Origin of the sequence: Herbiconiux dendrobii (genome assembly GCF_052048175.1) — a bacterium.
Classification (GTDB): domain Bacteria; phylum Actinomycetota; class Actinomycetes; order Actinomycetales; family Microbacteriaceae; genus Herbiconiux.
Window position 1 is genome coordinate 566212 of sequence record NZ_JBLZQV010000001.1, and the last position, 13006, is coordinate 579217.

A 13006-nucleotide genomic window follows, 5' to 3' on the forward strand; every position below is an offset into this window, starting at 1 on the left:
ATCCGGATCAGGCCTGCCCGGATCCGCTGCCGGCCGATCCACTGCCGGCCGATCCGCTGACGGAGCGCGGCCCCGAGGCGCGCATCGCCTCCAGGCGCTGGAGCAGCTCACGGCAGGTGTTCGAGCCCACCTCGTGCAGCCGGGCCAGATGGCTCATGCTGCCCGCCAGATCGTGGGCCTTCACCGAGGAGTGCACCATGCCGGCGATGGCCTCGAGGGGCCACGCGCCGAGCATGGTGCTGCTGCTGCGGATGCTCAGCAGCACCACGTCGGCATCCTCGAAATCCTGACTGCCGAGTGCTTTCATCAACCTCTGGGATCGGGTCTCCCAGAGGTTGATGAAATCGTGCACGAACCGTCCGCGACCCTCTTCGTCTCCGACCGCGCTGAGCAGCGAGAGCATCACGTCGTGTTCGATGTAGCTCTGGGTCAAACCTTGTACCCCCGGTACCGCGTGAGCACCTTGAAGGTCATGGTGAGGGTCTGCAGGATGGTGATGACACCGAGCACCGGCCAGCCGATCCAGAGGATGGTCGACTGGGTGAACGGGTCGAGCATGAACCAGACCAGAACCAGGACGGCGACCACGAGCACCAGGATGACCAGGGGAACCAGGTAGCCGTTCCCGCGGCCGCGCTCGGCCTTGGCCTGGGCGGCCCAGTTGTCGGTCTGCTTCTTGCTGAGGAACTTCGTCCAGGCCCGCAGGAAGTGGCCGAGCCTGACCCACATGTAGATCTCGGCGGGGAACAGGAACAGGGCGAAGAAGATGTCGCGCTTGTTGCGGTTCTTCATCGACAGCGCCGTGCGGAGGTTCAGCAGGATGGCGATCACCGGGGGGATCAGCCAGACCGGCGAGAACACGAAGGCGCTGATCGAGAGCGAGCCCATCAGCAGCAGCACGAAGAGCACGCGGGTGACGAGGTTGGTGAGCATCGAGAGGTTCTCGAGCCAGCGCAGGCGCAGGTTCGGGTGGAAGGGCTGGCCCTTCGTGTCGCCGCGCTGGCCGGGCCACATCAGCTCGATGGCGCCGAAGTTCCACTTCACCTGCTGGCCGTCCAGGCCGCGCAGGGTGGTCATGCCACCGACGTCGGCGCGGGCCTGGGCCGAGATCTTGGTGAGGTAGCCGGCGCTCTTGATCTGCAGCGAGAGCAGCGAGTCCTCCACCTCGGAGTCTTTCACCCACGGGGTGTTCTGGTGGTTCTCCACCATGATCTGGCGCAGCGCCTTGGTGCTGAAGATCGAGAACTGGCCGCCGAGCACCGCCATGTTGCGGCCCTTCAGCATGTTCTGCATGTTGAAGGCGGCGAACTGGAAGCGCTGGCCGGTGATCAGGAACTTCGCCACGAAGCCCTCGATCGGCCGGTCGTCGATCGAGAAGATCGCCGAGATGCCGCCGATGCGGGAGTCGGAGGTGATCTCCTCGGCGAGCCGCTCCACGGCGTCGGGGGCGGCGGTGGTGTCGCCGTCCACGCCCAGGAGGAAGTCGCATCCTTCGATCAGCTGGTAGCCGTAGTTGAGGGCGCCGACCTTCTTGTCCTTGTTCTTGCCGATGTCGTGCACGTACACCTCGGTGAACTGCTCGACCCCGTCGACCTCCTTGAGGTGCGGGCCCGCGTACTGCGCGGCGATCTTGACGGTGTCGTCGGTGGTGTTGTTCACGACCACGTGGATCACGTCGGGCAGCCGCGTCTGCGTCAGCAGCGACTCCAGCACGGCCCCGATCGACTCGGCCTCGTTGTAGGCCGGGATGATGCAGCCGATGGTGGGCCGGTAGGAGGGCAGCGACTCCACCGACTCGATGAAGTCGTTCTGGAAGTCGTCGCGCTCGTCGCTCAGATCGCTGCGATCTGTCACGTACGGGTTGATCTCGGTCATGAAAGTCAGTCTCCCCCACTGGTCCAAGCGTTCCCCCGACAATGCGCTAGGGTCGCGTCAGGATCAGCTTAAGATTGGATCAGGTCATTTGGGAAAGGGTGTTCGGATGCCAGGCACAGCACGATCCGGGCGCCGGCGGGCGATTCGAGGCGTTTTCGCGGGCGGTCTCGCCCTCGCCGCCACGATCGCGCTGAGCGCGTGCGGCACCGCTCCGTGGGACCAGCCGGGCTTCAACACCGACGCCGCCGACACGCCGAGCGCCTCCGCCTCGGCCACCCCCACCCTTCCCGCCACCATCACGCCGGTCATCAACGAGCTGGCGAGCGGATCGGCGCGGCACCAGCTGCAGGCCGGCGACATCGCACTCACCATCAACTACTACTCCACGCTGGCGATGGACGAGTGGACGGCCGAGGCGAACAAGCCGCTCACCTTCTCGCTCTCCGGTGTGCTCGGCAGCGACCAGGGTCAGAGCTTCTACCTCTCCCGCGTCACGCTCACCCCCGCGGTCGCCGGCCCCGACGGCCCGCTGCCCGCTCCGAGCCCCATCTCCGACCAGGCCTCGGTGGCCCCCGGCTACTACATCAAAGACCCCTACTCCTACAGCCAGACCTTCATTCTGCCGGCGCTGGACCCCACGGCCACCTCGGTCACCCTCTCCTTCACCTACGAGATCCTCCTCCAGACGGCCCCCGGCAGCGGTGACTACTCGAAGCAGACGGCGAGCGACCAGCTCACGATCGCGATAGCGGGCAGCTAGACGGCTGTCCTTCGCGCCACGACGATGCGGTTGCCGCCCTCTTCGCGGGCCTGGAGTGTGCTGTCGTCGAGGGCGCGGCGCAGCACGGGGAGGCCGTAGCCGAAGGCGTCGGTGTCGACCACGCCGAAGCTGGCGGTGGCGCGAAGCGACTGCTCCGGGTCGATCGGTTCGTCGACGAGGGCGGTCTGCAGGCGGATCGCCAGCTGTTCGGCGTCGGTGGCGGATGCCGTCACCACCACGATCACGAAACGCCCGGCACCGGTGTGGCCGAGCAGCGACGTGGTGGGGGCGTAGTGCCGGATGATCTGCGCCACCGAGCGGATGGCGGTGTCGCCGAAGGTGCGGCCGAAGGCGGTGTTCATCTGCGGCAGGTTGTCGACGTCCATGGCGATCATCGCCAGCCGGTCGCCGTTGAAGGAGGCGCGCTCCACCCAGTCGGCCCACTGCTGCATGAAGGAGGCCGCCGAGAGCACGCCCACCACCGAGTGCACGCCCACCGTCACGTCGCCGAGGGCCCGGGCGCCGGAACGCTCGGCCTGCAGGATCGACATAGAGATCGTGCTGAGCAGCACGAGCAGGATGGTGATCACGGTGGTGAGGCCCGATCCGAAGTAGTCCTGGAAGATGGCGCTGTCGGGGCCGAGCGCCACGAAGATCGAGGTGCGCATCACGTAGTAGGCGCAGACGATCCAGAGGCAGAAGCTGAGGATGCGCGCGTTGAGGTTGCGTCGCATCCTGGCCCGCATCGTCTCGGCGGCGCCGAGGCCCGCGAACACGGCGATGCCGGTGAACAGGCCGGTCGACCCCGTCCACGGTCCGCCGGCGGGGCCCTCGATCGCCGTCAGCAGCGCGGTGACGCCTCCCGCGGCCAGCGCGACCCAGATCAGCCCGCCGCGGCCGTTGAACACCCGCGCGCCCGACCAGATGGCCCCGATCGAGATGACGTACGAGGTGTTGCCGATCGCCAGCACCCACCAGGTGTCGGGAGCGACGCTCCACACCGAGAACGAGAGGGCGGTGAGCATCCCGGTGATGAAGGAGATGCTCCAGAGCCGGCCCGAGGCGTCGTTGCGCCGCATGGCCGTGTTGAGGATGAACGAGACGCCGCAGAGGATGATCACGAGGCCCGAGACCGTGAGCAGCGTGCTGTCGTCCAGCGCCATCGCCCCCACCCCCGTTCCACCGGTCTCCCTCGGGCCGAACTCCACCCAGTCGGAGTTTAGCGTCAGTCGACCTTCAGCGGCGTCGCGGAACGGATGCGGTGAAGGTCGTGCCCACGGCGACCGTGCTCGCGACGGTGAGTTCGCCGCCGTGCCGCCGCACGATGTCGCGGCTGATGGTGAGCCCGAGGCCCGAGCCGTGGATGCTGGACTGCCGCACGCCCTCCGCCCGGAAGTACCGGTCGAAGAGCTTGGACTGCTCGAGGTCGCTCAGCCCGATCCCGGTGTCGCTGACCACCAGCCGCACCGTCGTCTCGTCGGCCTCGATCTGCACCGACACCCGGCCGTTCTCGACGTTGTACTTGATGGCGTTGGTCAGCAGGTTGTCCACCACCTGCCGCAGCCGGAATCCGTCGGCCTCCAGCAGCACCGGCCCCTGCACGCTGTTCTGCAGCACGATGCCGCGCTCGCTCGCCGCCAGGCGCTGTGCCTCGATGGCCTGCGCCACGATCTCGGAGAGATCGCACTGGCTGAACGACATCACGATCTGCTGGTCCTTCTCGCTGGCGGCGGTCAGCAGGTCGGCCACGAGCGCGAGCAGCCGGTCCGAGTTGGCCGAGGCCACCTCCAGCATCGACCGGGTGGAGGGGTCGAGGGTCTCGTCGTCGAGCGCGAGCTCGAGGTACCCGAGGATCGAGGTCAGCGGCGTGCGCAGCTCGTGCGACACCGAGGCCACGAGGTCGTCGCGGGCCTGGATGGCGTTGATCTCGGCGGTCACGTCGCGCGAGACCATGACGCCGCCGTCGGGCCGGCCGTCGGCCGTGGTGAGCGGGCGGGAGCTGATCGAGAGCGCGATCCGGTGCTCGCCCGGCTCGCCCAGCCAGGCCACCATGTCGTCGAAGCGCTCGCCGCGGGTCGCCCGGTGGAAAGGTCGTTCGTCGTCGCCGTACGGCGTGACCCGGTCGGGCCGGTAGAGCACCGGATGCTCGACGCTGGTCTCCGGTAGCCCGAACTCGGTCTGATAGGCCCGGTGCGCGCGGTTCAGGATGGTCTGCACGCCGTCTTTGCTGAAGGCGACCACGCCGAAGGTGACCGCGTTCAGCACCTCGTCGAGGGTCTGCTCCTGGCGGCGCGCTCGGCGCAGGGCGACCTCCAGCAGGTCGGCCTGCTGGCGGAGCAGCCCCCTTTGGGCGGCCGTTCGACTGGAGGTGGCCAGGGTGGTGGTGGCGATGAAGGCGAGCGTGATGGGCAGCACGAGCAGGGCCGGGATGCTGTTCAGCGCGAGCGGGATGCCGGCCAGGATGGCGCTGGCCCAGAGCAGCACCGAAGAACTGAGCACGCTGACCAGCGCCCCCACGAAGCCGAAGTAGCTGGAGAGCCAGATGACCGGGAACACCAGCAGAAGCCCGGCTCCGAGGTCGGCGTTGCCGAGGCGCAGGGCGAGGATGGCCAGGATGTCGATCAGCGGCACGATGGCGGTGCAGGAGCGGGGCAGCTTCGACCAGGGCACCAGGGCGGACGCCCCGGTGAGCGCGAAGATGACCGCCACGCCGCCGAAGAACCGGAAGTCGAGCACGGCGCTCGGGCGGAAGAGGTATGCGGCGCAGACCAGCAGCAGCACGGCGGCCGCGAGCAGCAGCTGCGACTGGAAGACCGCACGGTCGAAACGCGAGCGGCGCTCCGCCTCGGTGTTGTCGCTGCCCGCGCTCATGTGTCGAGGGTACAGCCATGGCGATCCGCCGCCCGTCCCGTGCGTCCCGGCGATTGGACGCCCATTCGGGGGGCTTGTATCATCCCAGCAGGGGTGGGGGAGTTGACGACAGAGGGTACTGTGCCCGGCCGTGTGCCGCATTCGCTCGGACTGCTCGACGCCCACGGGCTCGTAATAGACGGACTGGCCGCGTGGATCGCCGCCGAGGCCACGGATCTGCGGGTGACGGTGTGCGCCCGGTCGTGGTCGGACCTGGTGGAGGAGACGGCGGTCTGGCCCGAGGTGCTCGTCATGGATCCGCAGCCGGACGACAGCGTGGCGCTCGAGGCGCGCATCCGGATCTGCCTGACGGCCGGCACCGTCGTGGTGGTGACCGGAGACGCCGAGGCACCCGCTCTGGAACGCCGCGTGCGTGCGGCAGGCGCCGCCGCGTACGTGTCGAAGACCCGCCCTGCCGCCGAGCTCGTGCAGGCGGTGCGCCGTTCGCTCGCCCGCCGGACGGCCTCGGCTGTGGCCTGGGACGAACCCGCCGACCGCACGCCGCCGCGCTCGGGGAGGACGCCGGAGTCGGGCCCGCCCACCCTGCCGACCGCCGCCATCCGCTTCTCCGAAGACGAGGAGGAGACACTGCGGTTGTACGCCTCCGGCCACAGCCCGGTGGAGGTGGCGATGGTGCTCGGCACCAACATCCAGGCGGTCAAGAACGCCCTCGAACGGGTGCGCGAGCAGTACCGCTCGGAGGGCCGGAACGCCGACCGCAAGCAAGACCTGATGCGGCGCGCGGCCGAGGACGGCTACCTGGCCTAAAATCACCAGTGGGTCGGTGACCGGCGCGACTTCGTGCTCCGGAACTGTGAGGGGCACGGGTGACACTACAGATAGCGGCGGACGTCGACGGAGTGGCGACGAGCCGGGCACTGTGCCGCGGGGGCACCTGGCTCGCCTCCGTCTTCCTCGCGGCCACCTTCGTGGTGGCGGTGCTGTTCATCCCGGTCACCGGGCACGCGGAGATCGCCTTCGGGCTGGTCGGGCTGCTGGCGACCGGCGCCGGAGTGGTGCTCGCCCTGCGCGCTCCGGTGTACTGGCACGCGCTGCTGTTCACGCTGTTCGCCTGCGCCGGCCTCTACTTCTTCGCCCTGGTGACCACCGAGGTGTCGGTGCAGGTGCCGGGGCCGACGCCTTCGAGCGACTACGTGCTGCTGTCGATGCCCGAGTTCGCCGTACTCGTGGTGGGCATCTCGGCCCGATCCCTCGCGAAGGCGCTGTCGCTCGGCACGGTCGCCTTCGTGGCCGGTCCCGGGCTCGTGCAGGTGGCGGCCTGGCAGCAGGGCATGCCGCTGGCCGTGGACGTGCCGGTGATCGCCTCCTACCTCGCCGTGTCGCTGCTGGTCTGCTCGCTTTGGTTAGGCCGTCGCGAGGCCTCCCGGGGCACCGCACTGATGGCCGGGGCGGCGCTCGCCGAGGAGCGCGACGTCGCCCTCGGCCGCTTCCACGATCGCGCCTCCACCTGGCTGCAGGAGAACGTGCTGGCCGATCTGCGGGCGCTCGCGAGCGCCGAGCCCGGCGAGCTGGGACTCGAGCGCCGGCAGGCGATCGATCGCGATCTCGCCAACCTCGCCGACGTGCGCCTGATCCTGGACGCCCGCGGGGTCGACGGCTCGGCCACCCGCAAGCTGGCCAAGGTGCCGGTGCTGCTCGGGGCCGTGCGCGACGGCGAGCAGAAGGGGCTGCACATCCGGGTCACGGGCGATCTCGGTGCGGTCAACGCGCTCAGCACCACGGTGAGCCGCAGCCTCGAGCGCGCGCTGGTGGAGTGCCTGGACAACGTGGTGCAGCACTCCGGCGTGATGGAGGCCGAGATCGCGGTGATGTCCAGTCCGCCGGAGCTCAGCGTGATGGTGTCGGATGCCGGGGTCGGCTTCGACCTGAACCGCACCACGGAGCAGGACGTGGGACTGCGGATGATGGTGGTCGACAACATCATGGAGATCGGTGGCACCGTGCAGATCTGGTCGCGGCCGGGCGCGGGAACCGCCGTGTTCGTGACCGTGCCGGGGGGATACTCGTGATCGGCCGCTCGAAGACACCGGCCGCTCAGGCGCCCCGGGTGCAGGCGGTGCCCCGGATGCGGCCGCCGCGCGGCACCACGGCGCTGCAGCTCGACCCGCTGGCCTCGATCAGCGCGCGCGGCTTTCTGGTGGTGGTGTCGGTGGTCTCGCTGCTGGTCGCCGTCGGGCTCACCGTCAGCACCACCGACCAGATCTCCTCCTGGCCCCTGGCGGTGGCGGCACTGGTGGTGCTCGCCGCCGGGTTCGGCTGGTTCGTGCGCAGCGCCTTCCGCTTCGATCTGGGCGTGAGCTCGGACCGCTTCGCCATGGCGTACGCGCTGATCGCGATCGCGACCGTGCTGAACTCGCTCAGCTGCCTCGGCACCAACATCGTCGTGCGCGACGACTGGGGTCTGATCACCCTCGGTCTCGCCCTGATGGCGGCGGCGCCCTTCCGCACCCACACCGAGCTCGGCACCTACGTGACGGTGTCCGCGGTCGTGGTGCTGATCCTGGTGGTGCTGCACGAACTGATGAGCTTCCGCAGCACCGTCATCCCCGTGCCGGTCACCGTGCTGGTGGCGCTGGCGCCGATCCTCGCGCTGGGGCTGGGCGCGGTCGCCTACGCGCGGTCGCTGCTGTACGGCATCTACGGCGAGCGGCTGGAGCAGGCCGACGAGCGCGACCAGCAGTTCGACGAACTGCGCCGCGAGTTCGTCGACGACGACGTGGTGGGCGGCATCGGTGGCCTGCGCAGCGACATCGTGCCCTTCCTCGGGCGCGTGCGGCAGAGCGGTGTGCTGACCGAGGCCGACCGCCTCCGGGCCGCCGAACTGGCGGCGGGCCTGCAGAGCGCGCTCGAGGCCTCGGCGCAGCAGGACTCGCTCGGCGACCACGTGAGCGTTCTGGTCGACGAGAGTGCGCTCTCCGGGCGTCTGCACGAAGACGACCGCGCCACCATCCGGGCTCTGCTGATCGCGCTGGAGTCCTCGCCGCACACCGAGAAGGGGTCGATCATCCTCGAACTGCTCGAGGGGGAGTCCGATCGCTTCGGCATGGTGCGCTGCTCGAGCGACGACGTGCGGGCGCTGCGCACCGACGTGCTGCCCTTCATCCGGATGACCCGGCTGATGTTCCACACCGCCACCGAGCAGGTGGTCGGGCGCGAACTGCTCGTGCAGTTCGACATCGACCGTCTCGGCTGAGCGGGCTAGGCGGCAGGCTCGGCGGTCTCGGCGGCAGGCGAGGTGGCGGCGGCCAAGGCGAGCAGGAAGCTGCGCACGACGTGGGCCTGGCGGTCGTCGAGACGCGACGCCACGTCCATCATGCGGGTGTGCATCGCGCCGAGGGTGGCCCGCACCTCCTCGTTGGAGTCCGGCGTGGCCACCACGGCGAGCGACCGCCGGTCACTGGGGTGCGCGGTGCGGCTGAGGTGGCCGGAACGGGTGAGGCGGTCGAGCATCACGGTGACCGAGGCCGACTTCATGTTCAGGTACTCGGCCAGGTCACCGGGAGTGACGATCCGGCCCTCGCGCTGGGCCTTCAGCAGGTAGCGCAGGGCGGTGAGATCGTTCTCGCCCATCTTCATCGTCTCCCGGGTGCGCCGGCGCATGGCCTCCTCGGCGGCCCGGTAGGCCTGCAGCTCGTTCATCACCGCGGCCGTACGGCTCGCCGCGCTGCCCGCCGCATCGCTCATCGGTGCTCCTCTTTCACGTAGGCGCGATTGTCGATCTGGTCGAGCGCGTCGCGCATCTCGGCCAGGAATCGGATGACGAGTTCCGCATCCTCGGCGCTGAGACCCTCGATCACCTCGACAAGCTCCTCGCGCACCTCGCCGAGGGTCGCGATGGCGATCTCGTCGGTGGGCACCGTCGGCACGATGATGAGGGCCCGGCGGTCGAACGGGCTCGACTGGCGGTGGATGCGGTCGGCCTTCTCCAGCCTGTCCAGCAGCACGGTGATCGAGGCGCTGGTGATCCCGAGGTATTGCGCGAGTTCTTTGGGACCCACCGCGCGCCCCTGCTCGTGCGCCCGGAGCAGGTAGCGCATGGCCAGGATGTCGTTCTCCCCGAGGCCGAGCGAGACCTGCGACCTGCGGCGTTGCGCCGACTCGGCGGCGCGGAAGCTCCGCAGCGCCTCGAGCACGGCGATGCTGCGCGAGCGGTCGGAGCCGTCTCCGTACCAATAGTGTCGCGCCGAATCCGTTCGATCCGTGTCCATGGGACAAGCGTAGTCCACCTCTTTACTAGAAGGACTAAGGATGAGGGATCGGATCGGGTTGATCTCCCGAGTCGGTGGTGCTACTAGCTAGTCTAGCTAGAGGCACGGCGGCCTTCCGGTGAGACGAAACGTCACACTCGACTGGGACTTGGTGTCCCGTGTCCCATCGGGGAATTTCATTCACTACGCTGGTCGACACGTGTGCTCGCGCTGACCCGGCCTGAGCCACGCGACCGTGTGGGGGTGCATCCGATGGCCGACTCGACCGCTTCGAACGATTCCCTTCGGCGTCGCTCGCGTATCCGTGCCGCCGAAGTGCGAAGGCGTGTGCTCGATGTGGCCCTCGAGCGCATCGAGGGCATCGGCCTGACGATCGGCTTCGAGCACATCGTGATGGACGACCTGATCCGTGAGGCGGGCGTGCCGCGCAGCTCGACCTACCGGCTCTGGGACTCCAAGGAGGCCTTCGTCGCCGACCTGCTCGCCGAGATCGCCGCCGAGACCTCGACCAAGCTCGCCGACGACGAGACGCTCGCGATCAGCGAGCGCATCCTGTTCGAGAACGTCGAGCTGCTGAGCTCGGAGACCGACCGCCGGCGGGTGATGTTCGAAGTGATCCGGGTGGCCCTCGAGCACAACTACCGGGCGGTGATCGCCTCGGTGGCCTGGCAGTCGTACGTGGGGCTCTCGGCCTCGCTGCTCAGTCATATGGAGTCGACGGCGCGGGCCGACATCGAGCAGGCCCTGCTGAGCGGCAGCGACTCGTTCATCGAGCGGATGGCGGAGTTCCACGGCTGGTTCTCGCGCATCCTCGGCTACCGGCTGCGCCCGGAGTGGGACGGCGACTACCGGCCGTACGCGGTGGTGATCTCAGCCGTCGTGGAGGGTCTGGGGCTGCGGCACCTGGGCAATCCGGGGCTGGTCGACGCCTCGTACCGGGGCCCGGCCACCATCAGCTCCGACGATCCGGAGTGGACGCTGCCGGCGATCGCGCTGGTCGCGATCCTGGAGCGGTTCCTGGAGCCCGACCCGGAGTACGACGTCGAGGCCGCGATGGAGACCATCCGCGGCTACCGCGCGGCCCGCGAGGCCGAGGTGCAGGCGGCGCTCGCCGCCGAAGCGGAGGAGGAGCCCGAGGAAGCGACCGGCTGACGACCGCTCAGCGCGGAACGGTGCGGATCATGCCGTAGGGCACGATCCCCTGCCGATGGGTCTCCTCGGCCAGGTAGAGCTTGGTGCCGAGCACCGAGATGCCGGCCATCGTGATCCGCAGCACGCTGGACTGCGCCGGGAGGGAGAGCAGCTCCTGTTCGGCGGCATCCGCCACCTGGGCCTCGATCCAGGTCTGCTCCCACTCGATCGTCGAGCCGCGCAGCTGCCGCACGAGCTCGAACACGGTGAGCGAGGGATCCGGGGTCGAGCCGGCGGACGAGCCGTCCGGCCGGGTGGCGGGGATGAAGTCGATCGCCACCATCGTGGGCACCCCGTTCGCCGACCAGCGCTTGGTGGTGCTGAACGCCGATGCCCCCGGACGCACGCCGAGCCGGTCGGCGCGCACCGCGTCGAGCTCGCACCACGACGAGTCCAGCACCTCCATCCGTGGTTCGAAGCCGGCCTCGCGCAGCATCTCCGAGAACTCGTAGCTCTGGTCCAGCCGCAGCCCCATGTCCAGCGCCGAGCGATTGGGGAAGGTGCCGCTGTTGGGCAGGCGGGTGAGCAGCCCGTGCGATTCCAGCCGGATCAGCTCCTCGCGCACGGTCGGCCGGCTGACGCCGAGTTCCACGGCCAGGGCCGCCTCGGAGGGCAGGGGTGTGCCGGCCTCGGCCGCCGTGCGCCACAGCTCGAGCAGCCGGTCGTGGGTGCTGGACATTGTTTCCTCCCGGTGACGCTGCCGAAATACGACCGTTATAAACCAGTCTTACCATCGCATATACCGCGACCGGGAGGAGGACGACATGCGACAACCACGCCGATGGACCGTGTCGGGTTCGCTCACCGACCTCGTGGCATCCGGGGTCGACGAGGCCGGCACCGTCACCGTGCCAACCCGCCGCGGCGAGCTGCGGTTCGACCTCGGGCGCACGGCGCTGGTCGTGGTCGACATGCAGAACGACTTCTGCACCCCGGGCGGCTGGCTCGCCTCGATCGGCGTCGACGTCGCGCCGGCCCGGTCGGCGATCGAGCCGATCCAGGCCCTGCTCCCCGCCCTGCGCGACCGCGACGTGCCCGTCATCTGGCTCGACTGGGGCAACCGGCCCGACCGCATCAACCTGCCGCCGAACGTGATCCACGTCTACGACCCGTCCGGCGTCGGCGAGGGGATCGGTGCTGCGCACGACTCCAGCCCGGCCGTGCTCACCGCCGGATCGTGGGGTGCGGCCGTCGTCGACGAGCTCGAGATCGCCGACAGCGACATCCGCATCGACAAGTTCCGGATGAGTGGCTTCTGGGACACCCCGCTGGACTCCACCCTGCGCGCCCTCGGTGTCGACACCGTGCTGTTCGTCGGCGTGAACGCCGACCAGTGCGTGTACGCCACGCTGATCGACGCCGCCTGCCTCGGCTACGACTGCGTGTTCCTCGAAGAGGCCAGCGCCACCACCTCGCCCGCGTTCTGCCTCGACGCCACCGTGCACAACGTCGACCAGTGCTTCGGCTTCGCGGTCTCCGCGGCGGCCCTCGCCTCCTCGCTCGCCGCTCGGCGGGCATCCGCACTCCCGAAAGGAACCCCCTGATGGCCGACGCGCCCACCCTCCGTTCGCCCGACACCTACACGGCGTACCGCATCGCTCCGGATGACACGGTGCGGCTCGTTCCGCTGACCGGCCCGGTCGACGGCTCGCCCTCGAGCGTCTTCCTGGAGATCTGGGACCCGGAGGGGCAGCAGCCCGACAACTCCCACCCCGACTCGGTGGAGCTCTTCCTCTTCCTGAAGGGGCAGGGCATCGCCTACAGCGACGAGAACGAAGTGCCGGTCGCGGCCGGAGACATGCTCACCCTCCCGATCGGCTCGGTGCACCACATCGTCAACACGTCCACCACCGAGAAGCTCTACTCGGTCACGATCATGACCCACGACCTCGGCTCGCAGCCCGAGGGCGGCCTGCCCGGCTTCTACGACCTCGTGGTGGCCGGCACGCCCGAGCCGCTCGACGAGGACGACCTCGCGGTCGTCTTCGCCGCTCGCGGCACCCTCGCGGCCTGACCGCCCGGCGCATCCGTCTCCCGCAGA

Annotated in this window: 14 protein-coding genes; 7 read left to right on the top strand and 7 right to left on the bottom strand. The window is 69.3% G+C overall.

What is annotated here, in order from left to right:
- Positions 1 to 7: 7 nt before the first annotated feature.
- Both ACN4JJ_RS02680 and ACN4JJ_RS02685 read right to left on the bottom strand, forming a co-directional pair.
- Complete coding sequence (locus tag ACN4JJ_RS02680) at positions 8 to 433, bottom strand: hypothetical protein (RefSeq protein WP_440708357.1); 426 nt, start codon at positions 431 to 433, stop codon at positions 8 to 10.
- Entirely contained in the window at positions 430 to 1875 is a 1446-nt protein-coding gene (locus ACN4JJ_RS02685) for a glycosyltransferase family 2 protein (RefSeq protein ID WP_440708358.1), read from the bottom strand. Before ACN4JJ_RS02685 ends, ACN4JJ_RS02680 begins: the two co-directional genes overlap by 4 nt.
- Positions 1876 to 1981: 106 nt before the next feature.
- Here ACN4JJ_RS02685 and ACN4JJ_RS02690 point away from each other — a divergent pair, with 106 nt between their 5' ends.
- Positions 1982 to 2635, top strand: a complete 654-nt coding sequence (locus ACN4JJ_RS02690) for a hypothetical protein (RefSeq protein WP_440708359.1) — start codon at positions 1982 to 1984, stop codon at positions 2633 to 2635.
- Here ACN4JJ_RS02690 and ACN4JJ_RS02695 read toward each other — a convergent pair.
- Complete coding sequence (locus ACN4JJ_RS02695; RefSeq protein WP_440708360.1) at positions 2632 to 3843, bottom strand: GGDEF domain-containing protein; 1212 nt, start codon at positions 3841 to 3843, stop codon at positions 2632 to 2634. The genes ACN4JJ_RS02690 and ACN4JJ_RS02695 overlap by 4 nt on opposite strands.
- A gap of 28 nt (positions 3844 to 3871) precedes the next feature.
- The gene (locus ACN4JJ_RS02700) at positions 3872 to 5506 is read right to left on the bottom strand and encodes a sensor histidine kinase (protein ID WP_440708361.1); all 1635 of its coding nucleotides are present in this window, start codon (positions 5504 to 5506) and stop codon (positions 3872 to 3874) included.
- A 132-nt stretch (positions 5507 to 5638) separates the two neighbouring features.
- On the opposite strand from ACN4JJ_RS02700, the gene ACN4JJ_RS02705 reads away from it, so the two are divergent.
- Genes ACN4JJ_RS02705 through ACN4JJ_RS02715 form a run of 3 tightly spaced genes read left to right on the top strand, consistent with a single transcriptional unit; the run spans position 5639 to position 8759 of the window.
- Positions 5639 to 6313 (top strand): helix-turn-helix transcriptional regulator, encoded by a 675-nt coding sequence (locus ACN4JJ_RS02705; RefSeq protein WP_440708362.1) that lies wholly within the window; start codon positions 5639 to 5641, stop codon positions 6311 to 6313.
- Between the two features lie 59 nt (positions 6314 to 6372).
- Positions 6373 to 7575, top strand: a complete 1203-nt coding sequence (locus tag ACN4JJ_RS02710) for a sensor histidine kinase (protein ID WP_440708363.1) — start codon at positions 6373 to 6375, stop codon at positions 7573 to 7575.
- On the top strand, positions 7572 to 8759 hold the full coding sequence (locus ACN4JJ_RS02715; RefSeq protein ID WP_440708364.1) for a hypothetical protein: 1188 nt from the start codon (positions 7572 to 7574) through the stop codon (positions 8757 to 8759). Before ACN4JJ_RS02710 ends, ACN4JJ_RS02715 begins: the two co-directional genes overlap by 4 nt.
- Before the next feature lie 5 nt (positions 8760 to 8764).
- On the opposite strand, the gene ACN4JJ_RS02720 is transcribed toward ACN4JJ_RS02715, so the two are convergent.
- Both ACN4JJ_RS02720 and ACN4JJ_RS02725 read right to left on the bottom strand, forming a co-directional pair.
- Positions 8765 to 9250 (bottom strand): MarR family transcriptional regulator, encoded by a 486-nt coding sequence (locus ACN4JJ_RS02720; protein ID WP_440708365.1) that lies wholly within the window; start codon positions 9248 to 9250, stop codon positions 8765 to 8767.
- On the bottom strand, positions 9247 to 9774 hold the full coding sequence (locus tag ACN4JJ_RS02725; RefSeq protein WP_440708366.1) for a MarR family winged helix-turn-helix transcriptional regulator: 528 nt from the start codon (positions 9772 to 9774) through the stop codon (positions 9247 to 9249). The genes ACN4JJ_RS02720 and ACN4JJ_RS02725 overlap by 4 nt, the downstream gene beginning before the upstream one ends.
- Positions 9775 to 10101: 327 nt before the next feature.
- On the opposite strand from ACN4JJ_RS02725, the gene ACN4JJ_RS02730 reads away from it, so the two are divergent.
- On the top strand, positions 10102 to 10926 hold the full coding sequence (locus tag ACN4JJ_RS02730) for a hypothetical protein (RefSeq protein ID WP_440708367.1): 825 nt from the start codon (positions 10102 to 10104) through the stop codon (positions 10924 to 10926).
- 7 nt (positions 10927 to 10933) lie between these two features.
- Here the strand turns inward: ACN4JJ_RS02730 and ACN4JJ_RS02735 are convergent, their stop codons facing one another.
- A complete protein-coding gene (locus tag ACN4JJ_RS02735) occupies positions 10934 to 11644 on the bottom strand; it encodes a GntR family transcriptional regulator (protein ID WP_440708368.1) in 711 nt (236 codons plus the stop codon).
- 85 nt (positions 11645 to 11729) lie between these two features.
- On the opposite strand from ACN4JJ_RS02735, the gene ACN4JJ_RS02740 reads away from it, so the two are divergent.
- Together ACN4JJ_RS02740 and ACN4JJ_RS02745 are read left to right on the top strand one after the other, a co-directional pair.
- Positions 11730 to 12509, top strand: a complete 780-nt coding sequence (locus ACN4JJ_RS02740) for a cysteine hydrolase family protein (protein ID WP_440708369.1) — start codon at positions 11730 to 11732, stop codon at positions 12507 to 12509.
- On the top strand, positions 12509 to 12979 hold the full coding sequence (locus ACN4JJ_RS02745; protein WP_440708370.1) for a cupin domain-containing protein: 471 nt from the start codon (positions 12509 to 12511) through the stop codon (positions 12977 to 12979). The genes ACN4JJ_RS02740 and ACN4JJ_RS02745 overlap by 1 nt, the downstream gene beginning before the upstream one ends.
- Positions 12980 to 13006 lie beyond the last annotated feature (27 nt).

What these genes read in the sequence shown, in the direction of transcription:
- ACN4JJ_RS02685 (WP_440708358.1), bottom strand. Translation starts at nt 1,875, where the DNA reads ATGACCGAGATCAACCCGTACGTGACAGATCGCAGCGATCTGAGCGAC.
- ACN4JJ_RS02690 (WP_440708359.1), top strand. Translation starts at nt 1,982, where the DNA reads ATGCCAGGCACAGCACGATCCGGGCGCCGGCGGGCGATTCGAGGCGTT.
- ACN4JJ_RS02700 (WP_440708361.1), bottom strand. Translation starts at nt 5,506, where the DNA reads ATGAGCGCGGGCAGCGACAACACCGAGGCGGAGCGCCGCTCGCGTTTC.
- ACN4JJ_RS02720 (WP_440708365.1), bottom strand. Translation starts at nt 9,250, where the DNA reads ATGAGCGATGCGGCGGGCAGCGCGGCGAGCCGTACGGCCGCGGTGATG.
- ACN4JJ_RS02725 (WP_440708366.1), bottom strand. Translation starts at nt 9,774, where the DNA reads ATGGACACGGATCGAACGGATTCGGCGCGACACTATTGGTACGGAGAC.
- ACN4JJ_RS02735 (WP_440708368.1), bottom strand. Translation starts at nt 11,644, where the DNA reads ATGTCCAGCACCCACGACCGGCTGCTCGAGCTGTGGCGCACGGCGGCC.
- ACN4JJ_RS02740 (WP_440708369.1), top strand. Translation starts at nt 11,730, where the DNA reads ATGCGACAACCACGCCGATGGACCGTGTCGGGTTCGCTCACCGACCTC.
- ACN4JJ_RS02745 (WP_440708370.1), top strand. Translation starts at nt 12,509, where the DNA reads ATGGCCGACGCGCCCACCCTCCGTTCGCCCGACACCTACACGGCGTAC.